Here is a 15,240-nt window from a genome sequence, read left to right as displayed (position 1 = left end):
CGAAATGTTGGCGCGTAACGTCGATTACGTCAACTGGCTGCGATCTTGCGCAGGTGCCATTCCGCAGTATCGAGGTCTCCGAGCAACAGTTGGTACGCCGGCACCTCGAGCGCGAGGCGGCGCAAACGGCCAGTAGCGGCGGCAACGCCAGCGCGCGGGAGCATGATCTCGCCCATCAGGCGGCCGAAGGCTTCGTTGCCGGCGATCCGCCGCGCGGCCGAGCGGCCGCCATGGTTGGCAACGAGAAAGACGATCGCGTCGAGGTGTCCGGCGCGAATCACCCATGGCCTGCCGCCCACCGCCGGACTGACCGAGCGGATCGCTGTGCCGTCCCAGTTGAGGATCGATGGCGCCTCGAGTATCGCGTCGGGAAGGCCGGCGACGAGTTGCAGGCTCCCCTCTTTCACGCGCAGCGTGCGAGGCCGGGCGATCACTTCGCTCTCCCGGATCATCAGGTGCTCGTCGCCCTCAACGTCGTGTCCGGCCATCGCGAGGTGCAGCGAGAACGTGCTCTTGCCGCAGCCCTTGTGACCGACCATCAGCACTCGCCGCCCCTCGACCACGACCGTTGCGCCGTGGACGAAAGGGGTATCGGGATCGCCCTCGACGAGGTCCGTCAGCACCACCCGGTGCATGGCGCCGATCAGGTGATTGGGTGTGCCTTCGATGCTCTCCTCACCCGGCACTGAAGCGACGAGGAAGCCGTCCCGAAAGTGGATCGGAACATCGACGGGCTCGAGCGACAGCCCCGGCAGCGCAGGCTCGGCTCCAACGAAAGCCAGCAACGCGCCGATCTCGGCGGTGGGGGGATGGAGACGGTACTCGCGTCTCAGGGTGCGGCAGATGACGGGGCGCAAACGACGAGTCCTTCATCGAGCAGCGATGCGAGGCACTCGCGGACCGCCTCCGTGGGCGAGGCGCCGAGGCCAAAGGCATCGGCGAGGAAAATCTCGATCTCGCCGGCGGTCTTGCTGAGGCCGCACAGTTCATAGACGACGAGAGCTGTGGGATTGAGGAAGTGCACCCGCTCGCGGTCATTCTGATAGACCATGGCACCGTCGGGAACGCGATTGAGCTCAACGCCGTCAACGGTGTGGAACTTCGTATCTGGGGTGATTTCGGTCATCGCATCGGTCTCCTTAGGCCGGCAGTCATGTAGCGGCAATGTCGCGCAGTCGGCAAGCGAGGCGCTCGACGGCTTGCGCCCGGTCGTAGCTTGCGCGGACGATCTCGTGCGCGGCCCCGGCCCGTGCGGCGCTCGCCTCGCGGTTCTGCAGCGCATCCAGAATGGCCACGGCAAAGTCATCGGCTTCGTCTGCGACGAGCACGTCGCGGCCGGCGACGAGGGGCAAGCCACGGGCCCCAAGGCTGGTGGTGACGATCGGGACCCGATGCGCTGCAGCTTCCAGGAGCTTCATCCGGGTCCCTGCCCCGGCGCGCAGCGGAGCAACGAAAAGCGTTGCAGCGGCATATGCATCGGCAACGTCGGGGACGTCGCCGCGCAGCTCGACGCCGGGATGCGTTCCGAGATCGTCCACACGGTCGGGGTCGCGGCCGACGAGCACTAGCCGAACGGGTCGCTTGGCCCGCCTCTGCACGATCGGCCAAATGTCGTGCACCAGCCAGCGCGCTGCATCGACATTGGGTGAGTAGCCGAACGCGCCGAGGAACAGCAGCGTCCCGCCGTCGTCGCTGCGGTCATACTTGCCTGGGAGGACTACCGCATTCTCGATGATTTCCAGCGCCAGACCGGGATGCCGCCGGCCAATCCATTCCGCGTCGCGCTCGCTTGAAATGAAGTGCCGGATGACACCGGACGCCGAGCGGTCGATCAACGCAGACATTGCCGTGGCCTCGGCCTCTGCCCACGTGGCGCCGGCCGGATCACTATCGCGCAGCGTCGCCCCGACCTCCTGGTAGGAGGTCCACTCGTCCTCATCGAGGTCCATCGTCGTGCGGGTTCCCGATGCAACCGAGAGCGCGTCGGCGAGATAGGAGCGGCCGACATGGACCAGGTCGTATGTCCCCTGCCCCACAACAGCCCGAAGCTCGGTCAGCACCGGCACGGAGAGGTGGGCGGCCAGCGAGCTACGGCCGTACGACCGAAACGCCGCAACGCGAGCCGCCGGATCGGTCAGTCGCACCAGAAGCGAAAAGTGGGTGTCCTGCCTCCCCGCCACTGGGATGTGTGTCGTCTGCACGCCGAGTTCATCGGGCAGCGTTCGCGGGTTCTGGGATCCTCCGGCGATGGGGAGAACCACCAGGTGCGTGTCGAACACCCGGCTCAATGCCTCAAGGAACATGCCCTGCCGCATGGCGAGGCCATTGCCAGAGCGAGCCGGCATGATCGGCGCGACGTGCAGCGCCCGTGGCCGATCGTTCATCCGGGAATCTCGGCGCGGATGTAACCGACCTCGAATTTCAGGCTGCGATCGACGTCGCGGTGCGTTAGCGGTTGCCCCAGGCCGTCGGCCAGGGCGCGCAGCCGCTCGCCGACGCCCTGGTCCGGCTGGGTTTGGGCCAGATGCTGGAGGCGATCCCGCACGCCAGGGACGACTTCTGACAACAATCTCAGTGCATCAGCCAGCCGCGGCTGCGGGTCGCCGTGCCCTCCGAAGGCCCCGCCCGCCCGCAGCAGGTCGTCGACGAGCCCGGAGTGGTCCGGGCTCGACACGGACTGGCCGCGTCCTCCAGGAACGAGGCTGACGCTGACCGTCGGCAATCTATGTCGCCTGCCTCTCCAAAGGTTGTCGGTGCCGCGCTCCAGCACGTAACTCTGCTGGTCGCCCCCGGAGAGGATCAGCCGCACCTTGTTGCCAGTCGCCTCGACCCACCAGTGGCGGCGGTCGGCGGCCCGCCCTTGGCCGATTTCGGCCTGTGGCTCGAACTTGATGGAGAAGGCCGGCTCGTCGCCTGCTTCGAACACGTACGGTCCCTGCGCGATCAGTTGTTGCTCGATCTCCCGCGCCTCAAGGCTGCGATCGGGCGGGGTGAAGACGTGGCCGCTCCAGCGGCGTTCGAGCTCCGCGAGGGCGGCAAGACAGGCCGTCTGGTGCTGGAAGCCGAACAGTTCCCGCTGCTCCGCCCCATACTGCCACTTGGCGTTGGTGCGGTGTTGGAACAGGGCGTTGCCCTCGAAGTCGCGCTGCACGAGCATGAACTCGTCGACATAAGGCCGGTAGGGCACGAGCGCGTACGGCGCGCCCAGCATCTGCCATGCCAACAGGTATGTGTCCTTGTCACCGTAAATCAGCTGATAGATGTCCTCGGCCGCCTCGTTCAACCTCACGGCGGCGGCGAGCCCTGCGGCGTGGCGGCGGCGATCGACGAGAAGCTGACCGCTCTCGAACGAGACAGCGCGTCGTGGCTCGAGCCCGAGCAGCGGCCAGATGCCGTTGTCTTTGCGCAGATCGACGATGTCGGGCCAGAACACCGCACCGGTCTGCGCATATTGCGGCCAATCGAAACAGGCGGCCGGATCGCTGACCGGGACTTGATCTGCATCGAGCAACAGCACCTCGGCAAAGCGGCTGTGCAGAAGGGCGAACGACTTGAGCTGCCAGCCGTCCTGGATGTTTGCGCCCGTCGCTGCGATGAGCGGCACTGCATCGACCAGCCGGACATCAAGAGGCTGCACCAGGGCCGCCATGGCCGGAGAAATCTCGGCCTGGCCGAAGTACCAGAGCTCCACCGGGATCGATGACCCCAGCGTATGCCGAAGCACATTCAGCAGCACATAGGCATTGGTGAAGATCCGCGCGCCGCCGGCCACAACGACGAGCCCGCGTCCGGTGCCTTCGAGGGGCGGCTGATCGCGCGCCGCAGTTCGGATCTGGGTGGCCAGCTGCCGGACACGTTCGGCTGCAGCCTCTGCCTGGTTCATCGATCGACCCTGATGGATGCCACGACGGCCACCGACCGATCGCAGCTTGCGCCTTGTGCGCTCATTAGATTTGATCGCGCCGCCCGGAGCAACCATGTCGACGACGCAAGTGCCAGATCCCAACATCCTGATCCTGACCCCGATGAAGAGCGCGGCGCGTCACCTGCCCCGCTATGTCGAACTGATCGAGCAACTGGACTGGCCGCGCGAGCAGCTGTCAGTCGCGTTGCTCGAAGGGGACAGCACGGACGATACCCATGAGGTCGCCGAGGCGCTGCTGCCACGGCTAAGCAGCCGGACTCGGCGAGCGCAGCTGTTCCATCGCGATTTCGGCTTTTCGATTCCGGCTGGCGTGCCGCGCTGGGCCCCCGCTTTTCAGCTGATGCGGCGGGCGGTGCTGGCACGGGCCCGCAACCACCTGCTCTTCCGCGCACTCGACGACGAGGACTGGGTGCTGTGGATCGATGTCGACGTCATCGACTATCCAGCCGACGTGCTGCGGCGGCTGCTGGCGACCGGGTTCGATATCGTTGTGCCCAATTGCGTCAAGCGGCCCGGCGGCAAGACCTTCGACGCCAACAACTGGACCAACGGCGGCGCGACGACGCTGTCGGATCGGAGAGGCAGCGGCGCCATGCGGCTCGATGCTGTCGGCGGCACGATGCTGCTGGTCCGCGCGGACCTCCACCGGGACGGGCTGGTATTCCCGCCTTACCCCTATGGCGTCGAGAGCGCGCATGTTCGCCCGCGCCATCCGGTATGGGGCAAGGGAGAGATCGAGACCGAGGGCCTTGGCGTCATGGCGGCTGACATGGGCATCCAATGCTGGGGCCTGCCGGACCTCGAGATCATCCATGCCGATGAGTAATCTCATCCGCAGGCTGCGGGGGCAGGCTCGGCTGGTGAACATCGACCTTATCGGCCTGCCGCGCTTCCGCATGGAGACGCATGGAAGGGCCGATATCTTCGTCTCTACCGCCATCGAGGACTGGGGCAGTTGGGAGGGCAGCAGCACGGCCATCGTGCTGCAACTGCTGCGCAACGCAGCGGACTTCATCGATGTCGGGGCCAATATCGGCTGGTACACGCTGGTCGCGGCGCACGCGCTGGCTGGCCGCGGGCACGTCCACAGCTTCGAGCCCGATCCCGCCCATCTCGTCAAGCTCAGGGCCAATGTCGCGGTGAACCGGCTCGACAATGTCACTGTCAGCGAGCTGGCGCTGTCGGACCACACCGGCACGGCAACACTTCATCTCAACGCGCTCAACCGCGGCGACAACAGCCTTTTGCCCCTCGCAACACGGCGGGGTTCGGCAACAGTGAAGCTGGGACGCCTCGACGATTATTCCGGATTGAGCCGCGAGCGTCCCCTCATCATCAAGATCGACGTACAGGGTAGCGAGATCGACGTTCTTGCTGGCGCTCGCACGCTGCTCGAGAGCCATCCGCACGAGATCGTGCTGCTGTGCGAAATCTCGCCTTCCGCACTCGCGGTGGGCGGACGAACGGCGTGGGAGCTCACCAGCTTGCTCGACGAGCTGGGCTTCCTGGCGGCGCGCATCGACCGCGTCAGCCCGCGGATCATCCCGATGAGCTGGGAGCGGGTGGTAGAGATACTCGTTGCCGAGGATGCTCGGCGCCCAGGGGCAGACGGCGATGTTGTCGCCTACCGACGCATCGACGGGCTGATGGCGTCGATTTTTAGTGGAACAGGATTTCAGCAAGCATGACCAGACATGTATTGGTCCTTGGTGCCGGAGGGTTCATCGGCACGCACCTGGTTCGCCGGCTCAGCGCCGAAGGCTGCCGGGTCCACGGGGTGGACCTGAAACACCCGGAGTTCTCTGCTTCGGCCGCCGATCGCTTCACCATCGCGGACCTTCGCGACCCGCAGGCCTGCGCGGCGGTCATCGACCAACCCTACGATGAAGTGTACCAGCTGGCCGCCGACATGGGCGGGGCCGGCTACATCTTTTCCGGCGACAACGACGCGCAGATCATGCGCAACTCCATGGCGATCAACCTGAACGTGGCTGAGTGTAGCGCGCGGCAGGGCGTCAAGCGCCTGTTCTATTCTTCATCGGCCTGCATCTACCCGGCCCGCAACCAGACCGATCCGGCGCACCCCGATTGCAGCGAAGACTCGGCCTATCCGGCCGATCCCGACAGCGAGTACGGATGGGAGAAGTTGTTCTCCGAGCGGCTCTACATGGCGCACGCGCGAAACTCCGGAATGGCCGTGAGGATTGCGCGCTACCACAACGTGTTCGGCCCAGAAGGCGCGTGGAACGGCGGGCGCGAGAAGGCTCCAGCCGCCATCTGCCGCAAGGTCGCCGTGGCGCAGAGCGGCGACGAGATCGAGGTCTGGGGCGACGGCAGGCAGACCCGCTCGTTCCTTTATGTCGATGAGTGCCTTGAGGGAACACTGCGCCTGATGCGCTCGGACTTCAGCGGCCCGGTCAATATCGGCTCCGACGAGATGGTAAGTGTCGACACGCTCGTCGATATGGTCGCGGCAATCGCCGGCAAGCGGCTTCACAAACGCCACGTCGCCGGCCCCACCGGCGTCAGGGGCCGCTCGTCCGACAACCACCTGATCGAAGAACGCCTGCACTGGCGGCCCACTGCTAAACTGCAAGACGGGCTCAAAATGACCTATGCGTGGGTCGAAAAGCAGGTTGCGCTCACCGATTGAGCCCACGCTCGGGCAAATTCGTCCGAGCGTCGGGAGCAAGTCTCTGCTCTATGGCCAGGGGTATTCCGGCACTTCGATTCCGGCTGCAGCCAGCCGTTCGGCAACGATGCGCCTGTACTTCACAGCGTTCCCGACCTTGGCCACGCGAAGCGTCGCGACCTCGCCCGCCGAGAACGGCACATAGTTCGGGGGCAGAGAAGGACCCGCCCACTTTTCCATGATGTAGTTGAGCACGTCCGCAATCTCGGCATCGGAAAGGCTCGAGCCGATGACGCCGGGGACATGCATCAGGTACGCCCTCCCCTCGGGCAGCCCGGCAAAGGCGCCGACCTGATCGACGAAGTTGGGTATTCCCGCGCCGGGTAGTCCGGTGCCATCGGCGACGTGGCAGCCGATGCAGCGCAGCACATAGTTGGTCTCGGCCGTTCGATCTGCGGCCACGGCGCCCGTAGCGAAGACGAGCGATAGCAGGAAGAGCAGCGCGCGCGTCATGGGAGCAGTCCCTTTCGAAGCGATCGTAGGTCGGCGTGCGTGAGTGGAGCCCCCCGCGTTTCCCTAAAGAGCTCAGGTGAAATGGTGAGGCCCAGACCGTTGAGGTCGTTGAGGACATAGTCCGCCACAGCCGACATATCTTGGTCCGACATCCACGCCTGCGACGGCATGGCAAGCCCGGTATAGGTGTTGCCGTCGGCGACAATGGTCCCCGACAGACCGCCGGTTAGAACGCCAGCGACGTAGCTTGCGGCTTTCCCGCCCAGCGCGCCCCAGAGCTCACTGTCCACCAGCGGTGGCGCGAGGCCCGGCGACCCCACGCCGCCGAGTTGGTGGCAGCCGCTGCAGTTGTCGTTGAAGAGCAACTCGCCGGCCTCTCCCGCATGGGCTGGCGCTGCGAGCAGCGCCAGCACGACTGGAATTGGCGAAAGCCTCATTCGGCGATACCGACGACAACCGAGAGGGTGCAATGGATGCCCTTGTCGCCATTGGCCACGCACCAGCTGGATTCGCTGGCGAGCCCCATGCGATAGCCGGGCCGATCGCCTTCCTGGCGCGAACAGCCGCCGTCGCCACAGCTGCCGCCCTTGCCGCAGCAATCGTTGTAGGAGACCAGGTAATCCTTGCCGTCGTTGGGGTTGCGGCAGGTGCCGACCCAGGCGACCTTGGACGGCGTCGAACCAGGCGGGCATTGCGTCACCGACCCGCCGCACTGGGTGCAAAGCGTCCCGTGCAGGGAGCAGTATCGCCAGTATTCGCAGTCGGTCGGAAGCTCCTCCGGCTCGCCGAACCCTCGGGCGAAGGCGACGCCGTTCGAATTGTCGTAGGGAAGCATGGGGAGGACGGCGCCCCCGACCAGTGCCCAGCCTGCCTTCTGCAGGAAGCTGCGGCGGCCGGCGACGCTGGCGATGCGACGCGCTTTAGCCTCCGCCATCGTGTCCATCCATTCCATTACATTGTCGATAAAGCTGGCCACTGTGGCTCTCCGTCTTGAAGGGGCTTTCGGGTCGCGTGTCCCACGCGGCTAGTGCTGAACTGCCGGCTGCCGGTCCAGGTAGGACTGGATCGACGCGACGTTCATGTCGAAGGCATTGAAGAGGCTGTCGAACTGCTCGCGGCTGTTGATCAGGCCCTTAGCGCGAATGGTGCCGTGCTGGTCGAGGAGGACCGCGTAGGGCAGCCGTGCCACGCGATAGGCGAGGCCGAGTTCCGTGGACACCACGTAGGGATAGCTCGAGAGTTCGGCGGTTTCGATGAAGCGCTGATGCTGTGCCTTCTCGCCGTCGCTCGCGAACACGACATCGAGCCAGCTCCCCTCCGCCTTGCGGACCGATTTGATGATCGGCAGCAGCTTCTTGCAGACCGGACAGGTCGGGGAGAGGAAGAAGACGAGCGTCGACCGGCCCGGCTTTGGGCCCAGCGCGACTGAGCCGCCGGTAAGGCTGGGCAGGTTGAACAGCGGCGTCTGCTGGCCGACCTCCGGGCCGGAGTCGTTGACCAGAGCGCCCATGGGAGAAACCCGCTCGAACAGGATGCCGACCTGGCGGCCAAGGGCCAGCAGCGCGACCGTCAGAGCGACGACCATCAGAAAAAGGGCGGCAAGTGCAAAGATGATGAGGTTCATGTCTTGGATTCCTGGATCACGGTCAGCGCGAGAGCCGAGCCACGGATGAGTTTGCGATAAGCTGCTCGGCGAGCAGGAAGGCGATCCAGAGCGAGATGCCGCACGCTATGGCTGTGATCGCGCCGGCTACATCGAGCGCGTACGGACCGAGCATTGCCGCTCCGATGGCAAGCAGCGCCAGGACGGCGTTGCGCCCCACCAGCGTCCACGACAGGGGCTGGACCGCGCCGCCGCAGCCGCACTCGATGCTGGTGCGCCCGCGCCGGATGTTCACGGCCATGGCGCCGGCGTAAATCGCCAGCAAAGCGGCCGCCACAATCAGGCCGGCAGCCTGCGCGCCCGGCACCAGTTGCAGCAGGACAGCCGCGAGCTCCGCCCCCACGATGCCCATCGACACCGGCCGCACGAGCCGTTCGCCGAACAACTTGTAGTCGGCGACGAAGCCGGTGAACTCGGTGAAGGCCCCGAGCTTGTGCCAAACGGCGCGCACAAAGATCAGGACGACGAAGACAGTGGTGGCCGCGGAGGCCAGCGACCCGAACGAGCTCTCCGTCATGGCGAACTCGTCAGCGTAGTGGCGAAACCAAAGTCTGCATTCTCGCCGGCCTTCCTGGCCGCGAACTTTGCGCTCGGATCGACTTCGTACTTGAAGACCTTGGAACTGCCGATGCTTACGCCATAGAGGGTCGGCACGGCATCGTCGGTGACGTGGATACCGTTGAGGTCGTCGACGTTGGAGCGATAGAGAAGCTCCTTGTTCTCGAGGTCGTAGGCCCACACCTCGCTGGCCCCGTGATAGTGGCTGCCGTCGTGGTGACCGGCCGCCATCGGCACAAACAGGATGTCGTTGGCATCGTTGTAGGCGACGACGCTGTAGCCACTTGTGCCCCAGTTCCCCTCGATACCCTCGGCCATCGGCGTGACGCTGACTGACTTGATCACGCCGTCCCGGTCGGACAGCCGGTAGACATTGGCGTGGTAGGAGACGAACAACAGGTCGCCCTTGGCGCGATCGGACGCCAGGTAGATCGGGTCGCTATCGGGATCGAAGATCTTGTCGCTCTTCTGGCTTTCGAAGGTCGTACCGTCTTCGCTGAGGGAGAAGGTGGTGAAGGCACCGTCATTGCAGATGGCCGAAAAGCCGTGGCCTTCGAACGTCGGGTAGATTCCGAAGCACCCCGGCGAGGGAACTTCCTGGACGACCGAGCCCTTCTGGAGGTCGACAACCGTCACCGAGGTGGCAGGCGTCGCGTTCTGCACATAGAGGAACCGTTCATCGGCGCTCAGCTGCAGCAGCGCCTTGTCGTCCGTGTATTGCGTCACCTTGAAGGGAAGGACGATCTCCGTCTTCAGCGTGTTGGTGGGCACGTCGAAGATCTGGAGGACGTGCTCGCCGCTGCCGGATGCGAGCCGCGAGTAGAACCCGGACACGAGATAAACGGTGTTCCCATCCTTCGAGACTGCGAAGTGGCTTTGGGCGCCACCGGAGACGCTGCCCTTCAGGGTGAGGTCGTCGGCGGAATAGAAGTAGACCGCGCTGGGTCCGCCGCGCCAGTTCTGCATGTTGACGAAGACGTTGGGCCCCGGATCCATTCTCTCCTTGCTCGAAACGGTCTCGGGCACGAACTGGGCGTCCTGGCCGAGCGTGCTTCCCACCATTGCATTTCCGATGAGGCATGCAGCGCAGAGCGCGGCTGACAGTTTGTGGGCCATTCGGGTCTCCATCACGGTAAGGCCGCATCCCAATCACCGCACCGGCGGTCCGGAAATCCGCTTTCGGAGAAATGTTTGCCTACGAAATAGGCATAACGTGACCTTGCCCACGCCTTGAGCAGACGCTACGGTCTGGGCCGGAGATCCGATCCGTGCCCCGCTCTGCAACCTTTATCGCCAGGTCCTACGCCGACGCATCCGAACAGGAGGGCGCCCTGGTCGGCTGGGAGCAACGCTACATCCAGGTCGGTCGAGGACGCTTCGAAGGCGCTACGGCGTTCCTCGATTTCGGAGGTATCTCGGTCGGGGAGGAGCGGCTGAATGTGGATGTCGCCGAGTCGACCTCGCCTCCGCCGGGCAAGGTGGCGATCATCGTTCACAACGAGATGGTCCACGGCCGGATAAATGGGCAGCAGTCGTCGGCGCAGCTGTTTCTGCACCGAGGCGGGCACCAGATCGACCTCTCGACAGGAACAGCCCAGGGCTGTTCCTTCTACCTGGTCGCCGACGAGACTGCGTTCGCAGACATCAATTTCCGCAAACTACCCACAATCGGCCCAATCACCGGCTACTCGGAAGCTGACGAACTGGCCCGCTGGATTTCCTCGGTCATCTCGTCCGCGCCCGAGACACTGCGCCGGTCACCCGGCGCGCTGGAGCGGGTGCTTCCAGCAATGCTGTCGGAGCGGATGTCGGAGATATGCGAACACGCAAGCCACGGCACCGTCGTGCACTTGCGCGAGTCCTACGCCCACTCGCTGTTCAGCCGCGCACGCAAGCGCGTGGACGACATGCCGGACGATGGCCTGACTGTCGCAGCCCTCGCCGACGAACTGAGGGTACAGCAGCATGTCCTCCGGCAGGCCTTCATTGAGTCGACGGGGGTTAGTCCACGCGTCTGGCTGCGGCAGCACCGGTTGGGCCGGGCGCGCCGGGCAATGCTCCGACCCGACGGCCAGCCGAGGACTGTAGCGCAGATCGCCACGGAAGCCGGCTTCTTCCATTTGGGGCGCTTCGCGGCGTACTACGCGGAAACGTTCCACGAGAGCCCGATCGAGACGCTGCGCGCCGCCGCGGGACTGTAGGTGGCGCGAACGCGCACAATCTGGGAACGCCCACCGTTCGCAACGCATCGTGCAAGGCCGGACAACCGAACGACCGCTTCGCGCCAAGAGTGGACTCTCGGAGAGCGGCGTCGGTAGCGCCGTCACCTGGGATGGACCGGGCCGCTGGCGTGAAGAAAACCCGGAGGGTGCCAAGCTGGCGAGGCACTCTCCGGCGAGCATAGGACCCTAGGCTACCCCCTGGCCTTCAGATAGGCATCGGCCTGCTTCGCCATCTCCGCGCGGAGAATGTCGAGGCCTGCGGCGTCTGCGGCGCTCTTGAGCTTGTCCAACTGGACATCGACATCGGCCAGCCCGTGGAACAGGGGATTGGCGTGCTGGATGATCACATTGTTCATCTGTGCCGCCTCCTGCTTGACCGGGGTGACGTCGGGGATGAACGAGGCGAACGTGTCGGTGGTGAAGTTGTCGTAGTTCTGCGCCCAGTCGAAGACCTTTTTCTCAGACTCGGTTATGAACGAAGAGCGGCGCTCGAGGCTGGCTCGCCACAGCAGCGCGTAGCCGGGGAACGAGTATTGGCTGAGCTGGTTCAGCCCGTCGTCGCCGACAGCTTCCCAGTCGGTGCCCTCGATACCGTATTCGATGAGGTCGTGGTTGGCCTTCACCGACAGCCAGTCCTGCAGCGCCAGCGCCCGGTCGACGTCGCCGCCATTGGCGTTCACCACTACCATGTTGTCGGCCTGGAAGGTCTGCACCGGCTTGACCTCACTGAACGGTTTGCCGAACGGCAGCACCTGGGCGAGGCGCGCTTCCGGAACCGCTTTCCTGAGGCCAACGAGGGCGTTGCTGGCCAGGCCATCGGTGATCGACCAACCGCTGGCAATGCGGCCGGCCTGGAACTGGCTCTGGATGGTGGCCGAGTCCGAATTGAACGGATCGGCATTGATGATGCCGTCCTCGTGGTACTTGCGGATCTTGCGCAAGGCGGCGACCACGCCCTCGTCTTCCCAGAAGGGAATCGGACTGGAGGAGCCAGTGGTCGCGGCGTCCTTGGCCAGCAGGAACCGCAGGCCCGAGCCCGCGAACAGGTATTGCATGCGGGTCGGATCTTCCCACGATTGCTGGTTGAACATGCCGGTCGGCGTCGGCACGGCCAGCACCCAGGTCGTATTGCTCGCGATACCGAACGGGGTGATCCCGGACTCCTTCTCCTTGATGGCGTAGAAGAAGCGCTCGAGGGTGTCGAAGTCCTGGATTTCGACAAAGCCGTGCTTTTCGGCGAGATCCTGGCGGATGCTGAAGTGCTGCACACGGCCGGCGCTGTTGACCTGCGGGATGCCCCAGAGCTTGCCGTTCCAGCTGTTGGTTTCGATCAGCTTGGGGGCGATCTGCGCCTTGAGGTTGGGCCACTTGTCGATCTGGCCGGTGAGGTCGGCGAGGGAGCCGTCCTGCTGCAGCTGCGCCATGTTCAGCCACAGTGCCTGCAGCGCGGTGTCGAATTCGGCGCCGGCGGTGAACTTCAGCAGCGCCTGCTGGCCGTAATTGCTCCAGTTGATGAACTGCGCATCGAGGGTGAAGCCGTGCTCGGCCTGGAGCGCGGCATTGGCCTTGTCCAGCACAGCCTTCCAGTTGCTCGGCGCCTGCGACGGCAGGATGGTCAGCGACGTGCCCGAAAGGCCCTGGCCGTAAGCCCGCGACATACCGCCGGCAAAGGCAGCACCAAGGCCCGCTGCGCCGCTGAGGGCGAGGAAGTTTCGGCGACTGAAGTTACGTGTCATATCGGTATGCTCCTCCTGATTTCTCGCGGCTCTGGTCGGGAGTGCCGCTACCCCTTGGTGGCGCCCAGGGTGATGCCCTTGACGAAGAAGCGTTGCGCGAACGGGTAGGCCAAAAGGATCGGGCCGACCGTCAGCACCGTCATGGCGAAGCGCAGCTGATAGACCGGGATCGCGGCCTCCGCGGCCGTCGCGCCCGGAAGCGAGGTGGCATTGGTGACGTTGGCGATGAGGTTCTGGAGGATCAGCTGCAGCGGATACTTGTCCGGATCGGACACGAACAGCAGCGCCATGAACCACTCGTTCCAGTACGTAACGGCGTAGAAGAGACCGAGCACGGCGAGGATCGGCTTCGATAGCGGCAGGATGATCTGGAAGAAGATCCTGAGCTCGCCGGCGCCGTCGATGCGGGCAGCGTCCAGGATCTCCTCGGGGAGCTGGCGGAAGAAGCTGACGGTGACGAAGATGAGGAACGGCGCCAGCATGATCGGCAGGATCACCGAGAACCAGCTGTTGGAAAGGTTGAGCACCTGCGTCACCAGCAGGTAGAGCGGCACGAGCCCGCCGTGGAACAGCATCGGCACGTAGGAAAAGACGGTCAGCGAGCGGCTGATCCAGGGCAGCCGACGAGCGATCACCCAGGCGAGCGACGCCGTGCAGGAGACCGACAGCAGGGTGCCGACGAGGGTGATGAACGCCGAGGCGGCATAGCCGTTGAGCAGCGATTGCCCGCTGAACAGCATCTGGTAGGCGGTGAGCGAGAAGGGTTGAGGGAAAAGGCTGTAGCCCTGGGTGGCCAGCACCGACTCGTCGGTGAGGGAGCCGGCGATGATCATCCACAGGGGGATCAGGCAGAAAAGCCCAAAGAGCGTCACTACGACATAGCTGACGGCGGTGAAGGGCTCCGGACGCCGCCTTGCCTTGCGGCGCGTTGCCGGCGTCGTCGTTCCCTGAGACTTCGATATGCCCTGCCCGGCAAGGCTCTCGTTGTAGCCAGCCGTGCTCATAGGATGCTGCTCTCTTTCTGGAAGCGGCGCTGCACGAGCACGGCGGCCGTGACGAAGAAGAACCCGACGACCGACTGGAACAGGCCGATGGCGGCCGTCGTGCCAAAGTCCCCTATGGTCCTCAGGGAGCGGAAGACATAGGTGTCGATGACGTCGGTCGTCGGGAAGAGGATGCCGTTGTCCTGGACGATGGCGTAGATGGTCGCGAAGTCGCCGAAGAAGATGCGCCCCACCCCAAGCACCATGAGCACGCCCAAGGTGGGCAGCAGCAGCGGCGTGGTGATGGAGAGCGCCATCCGCGCCCGGCTGGCGCCATCGATGGCGGCGGCCTCGTAGACTTCCTCGGAGATCGAGGTGATGGCGGCAAGGAAGATGACCGAGGTGTAGCCGCCCAGCTGCCAGATCTTGACGATGGTCAGGATCCACGGCCAGGCACCGGGCTCGGTGTACCAGCTGACCTGCGGCACATCGATGATGCTGAGCAGGTTGTTGAGCAGCCCGCCGCTGCCGCCAACGCCGGAGAGGATCACCTGCAGCATGATGCTGATGACGATCGGCGAGACGAAATAGGGAAAGAAGATCGTCGACTGCATGAAGCGGCGATAGAGGCTGCCGCGGATCTCGTTGAGCATCAGCGCGAGGATCAGGCCGGTCAGCAGCGAGGCACTGAGAAACAGCGCGTTGAGAAAGAGCGTATTGACGACGATGGTGAGAGCGTCGCCGCTGGCGAGGAAGTAGCGGAAGTTCGCGAAGCCGTTCCACGGGCTGCCGAAGATGCCGTCGCGAATGTTGAAGTCCTTGAAGGCCACAACCAGGCCGGCCATCGGCCCGTAGGCGAAGACTGCGAACCAGGCGATGCCCGGCAGCGCCAGAACCAGCAACAGAAGACTATCTCGCGATGACAGCCCGCGCTTCCGCGAGGCTGCGACAACGGCTTTCCCTTGCACGATGCCCTCCTCCGGCATAGTGTGTAACTAGTTTGTGTAA

General features: G+C 64.7%; 17 protein-coding genes. 4 read left to right on the top strand and 13 right to left on the bottom strand.

Features of this window, described 5'->3' with window-relative positions; all coding sequences use genetic code 11:
* Positions 1-29: 29 nt before the first annotated feature.
* From AC1DWU_RS03800 to AC1DWU_RS03785, 4 genes are read right to left on the bottom strand one after another with little or no spacing between them, the layout of a single operon-like run.
* Positions 30-857, bottom strand: a complete 828-nt coding sequence (locus AC1DWU_RS03800) for a hypothetical protein (protein WP_477148637.1) — start codon at positions 855-857, stop codon at positions 30-32.
* Positions 830-1,126 carry a hypothetical protein gene (locus tag AC1DWU_RS03795; RefSeq protein WP_477148636.1) on the bottom strand — a complete coding sequence of 99 codons (297 nt, stop codon included), beginning with the start codon at positions 1,124-1,126 and terminating at the stop codon, positions 830-832. Before AC1DWU_RS03795 ends, AC1DWU_RS03800 begins: the two co-directional genes overlap by 28 nt.
* A 25-nt stretch (positions 1,127-1,151) precedes the next feature.
* On the bottom strand, positions 1,152-2,384 hold the full coding sequence (locus AC1DWU_RS03790) for a glycosyltransferase (protein WP_477148635.1): 1,233 nt from the start codon (positions 2,382-2,384) through the stop codon (positions 1,152-1,154).
* Positions 2,381-3,883, bottom strand: a complete 1,503-nt coding sequence (locus AC1DWU_RS03785) for an alpha-mannosyltransferase (protein ID WP_477148634.1) — start codon at positions 3,881-3,883, stop codon at positions 2,381-2,383. Before AC1DWU_RS03785 ends, AC1DWU_RS03790 begins: the two co-directional genes overlap by 4 nt.
* Positions 3,884-3,977: 94 nt before the next feature.
* Here AC1DWU_RS03785 and AC1DWU_RS03780 point away from each other — a divergent pair, with 94 nt between their 5' ends.
* The 3 genes from AC1DWU_RS03780 to AC1DWU_RS03770 are packed head-to-tail and all read left to right on the top strand — an operon-like array spanning position 3,978 to position 6,578.
* Entirely contained in the window at positions 3,978-4,751 is a 774-nt protein-coding gene (locus AC1DWU_RS03780; RefSeq protein WP_477148633.1) for a glycosyltransferase family protein, read from the top strand.
* Entirely contained in the window at positions 4,744-5,613 is an 870-nt protein-coding gene (locus AC1DWU_RS03775; RefSeq protein ID WP_477148632.1) for an FkbM family methyltransferase, read from the top strand. Before AC1DWU_RS03780 ends, AC1DWU_RS03775 begins: the two co-directional genes overlap by 8 nt.
* Entirely contained in the window at positions 5,610-6,578 is a 969-nt protein-coding gene (locus tag AC1DWU_RS03770; protein ID WP_477148631.1) for an NAD-dependent epimerase/dehydratase family protein, read from the top strand. The genes AC1DWU_RS03775 and AC1DWU_RS03770 overlap by 4 nt, the downstream gene beginning before the upstream one ends.
* 48 nt (positions 6,579-6,626) lie before the next feature.
* On the opposite strand, the gene AC1DWU_RS03765 is transcribed toward AC1DWU_RS03770, so the two are convergent.
* The 6 genes from AC1DWU_RS03765 to AC1DWU_RS03740 are packed head-to-tail and all read right to left on the bottom strand — an operon-like array spanning position 6,627 to position 10,353.
* The gene (locus AC1DWU_RS03765) at positions 6,627-7,070 is read right to left on the bottom strand and encodes a c-type cytochrome (protein ID WP_477148630.1); all 444 of its coding nucleotides are present in this window, start codon (positions 7,068-7,070) and stop codon (positions 6,627-6,629) included.
* Positions 7,067-7,483: a c-type cytochrome gene (locus AC1DWU_RS03760; protein ID WP_477148629.1), complete on the bottom strand. Its 417-nt coding sequence runs from the start codon at positions 7,481-7,483 to the stop codon at positions 7,067-7,069. Before AC1DWU_RS03760 ends, AC1DWU_RS03765 begins: the two co-directional genes overlap by 4 nt.
* A gap of 20 nt (positions 7,484-7,503) precedes the next feature.
* On the bottom strand, positions 7,504-8,046 hold the full coding sequence (locus tag AC1DWU_RS03755; protein WP_477148628.1) for a methylamine dehydrogenase light chain: 543 nt from the start codon (positions 8,044-8,046) through the stop codon (positions 7,504-7,506).
* A 48-nt stretch (positions 8,047-8,094) separates the two neighbouring features.
* The gene (gene mauD / locus AC1DWU_RS03750) at positions 8,095-8,694 is read right to left on the bottom strand and encodes a methylamine dehydrogenase accessory protein MauD (RefSeq protein WP_477148627.1); all 600 of its coding nucleotides are present in this window, start codon (positions 8,692-8,694) and stop codon (positions 8,095-8,097) included.
* A gap of 22 nt (positions 8,695-8,716) precedes the next feature.
* The gene (locus AC1DWU_RS03745; protein ID WP_477148626.1) at positions 8,717-9,250 is read right to left on the bottom strand and encodes a MauE/DoxX family redox-associated membrane protein; all 534 of its coding nucleotides are present in this window, start codon (positions 9,248-9,250) and stop codon (positions 8,717-8,719) included.
* The gene (locus AC1DWU_RS03740) at positions 9,247-10,353 is read right to left on the bottom strand and encodes an amine dehydrogenase large subunit (protein ID WP_477148625.1); all 1,107 of its coding nucleotides are present in this window, start codon (positions 10,351-10,353) and stop codon (positions 9,247-9,249) included. The genes AC1DWU_RS03745 and AC1DWU_RS03740 overlap by 4 nt, the downstream gene beginning before the upstream one ends.
* A gap of 206 nt (positions 10,354-10,559) precedes the next feature.
* On the opposite strand from AC1DWU_RS03740, the gene AC1DWU_RS03735 reads away from it, so the two are divergent.
* Positions 10,560-11,492: a helix-turn-helix domain-containing protein gene (locus tag AC1DWU_RS03735; protein WP_477148624.1), complete on the top strand. Its 933-nt coding sequence runs from the start codon at positions 10,560-10,562 to the stop codon at positions 11,490-11,492.
* A gap of 212 nt (positions 11,493-11,704) precedes the next feature.
* On the opposite strand, the gene AC1DWU_RS03730 is transcribed toward AC1DWU_RS03735, so the two are convergent.
* Genes AC1DWU_RS03730 through AC1DWU_RS03720 form a run of 3 tightly spaced genes read right to left on the bottom strand, consistent with a single transcriptional unit; the run spans position 11,705 to position 15,200 of the window.
* Positions 11,705-13,249 (bottom strand): ABC transporter substrate-binding protein, encoded by a 1,545-nt coding sequence (locus tag AC1DWU_RS03730; RefSeq protein ID WP_477148623.1) that lies wholly within the window; start codon positions 13,247-13,249, stop codon positions 11,705-11,707.
* Between the two features lie 47 nt (positions 13,250-13,296).
* Entirely contained in the window at positions 13,297-14,253 is a 957-nt protein-coding gene (locus AC1DWU_RS03725; protein ID WP_477148622.1) for a carbohydrate ABC transporter permease, read from the bottom strand.
* On the bottom strand, positions 14,250-15,200 hold the full coding sequence (locus tag AC1DWU_RS03720) for an ABC transporter permease subunit (RefSeq protein ID WP_477148621.1): 951 nt from the start codon (positions 15,198-15,200) through the stop codon (positions 14,250-14,252). Before AC1DWU_RS03720 ends, AC1DWU_RS03725 begins: the two co-directional genes overlap by 4 nt.
* Positions 15,201-15,240 lie beyond the last annotated feature (40 nt).

It is taken from the genome of Devosia sp. P2_G7 (assembly GCF_056403495.1).
This window is presented reverse-complemented; position numbering and strand designations above follow the sequence as displayed.

Excerpts from the sequence above, each read along its gene's own strand:
- AC1DWU_RS03795 (WP_477148636.1), bottom strand. The coding sequence starts at position 1,126 with ATGACCGAAATCACCCCAGATACGAAGTTCCACACCGTTGACGGCGTT.
- AC1DWU_RS03790 (WP_477148635.1), bottom strand. The coding sequence starts at position 2,384 with ATGAACGATCGGCCACGGGCGCTGCACGTCGCGCCGATCATGCCGGCT.
- AC1DWU_RS03785 (WP_477148634.1), bottom strand. The coding sequence starts at position 3,883 with ATGAACCAGGCAGAGGCTGCAGCCGAACGTGTCCGGCAGCTGGCCACC.
- AC1DWU_RS03780 (WP_477148633.1), top strand. The coding sequence starts at position 3,978 with ATGTCGACGACGCAAGTGCCAGATCCCAACATCCTGATCCTGACCCCG.
- AC1DWU_RS03775 (WP_477148632.1), top strand. The coding sequence starts at position 4,744 with ATGAGTAATCTCATCCGCAGGCTGCGGGGGCAGGCTCGGCTGGTGAAC.
- AC1DWU_RS03770 (WP_477148631.1), top strand. The coding sequence starts at position 5,610 with ATGACCAGACATGTATTGGTCCTTGGTGCCGGAGGGTTCATCGGCACG.
- AC1DWU_RS03765 (WP_477148630.1), bottom strand. The coding sequence starts at position 7,070 with ATGACGCGCGCGCTGCTCTTCCTGCTATCGCTCGTCTTCGCTACGGGC.
- mauD (WP_477148627.1), bottom strand. The coding sequence starts at position 8,694 with ATGAACCTCATCATCTTTGCACTTGCCGCCCTTTTTCTGATGGTCGTC.
- AC1DWU_RS03745 (WP_477148626.1), bottom strand. The coding sequence starts at position 9,250 with ATGACGGAGAGCTCGTTCGGGTCGCTGGCCTCCGCGGCCACCACTGTC.
- AC1DWU_RS03740 (WP_477148625.1), bottom strand. The coding sequence starts at position 10,353 with ATGGTGGGAAGCACGCTCGGCCAGGACGCCCAGTTCGTGCCCGAGACC.
- AC1DWU_RS03730 (WP_477148623.1), bottom strand. The coding sequence starts at position 13,249 with ATGACACGTAACTTCAGTCGCCGAAACTTCCTCGCCCTCAGCGGCGCA.
- AC1DWU_RS03725 (WP_477148622.1), bottom strand. The coding sequence starts at position 14,253 with ATGAGCACGGCTGGCTACAACGAGAGCCTTGCCGGGCAGGGCATATCG.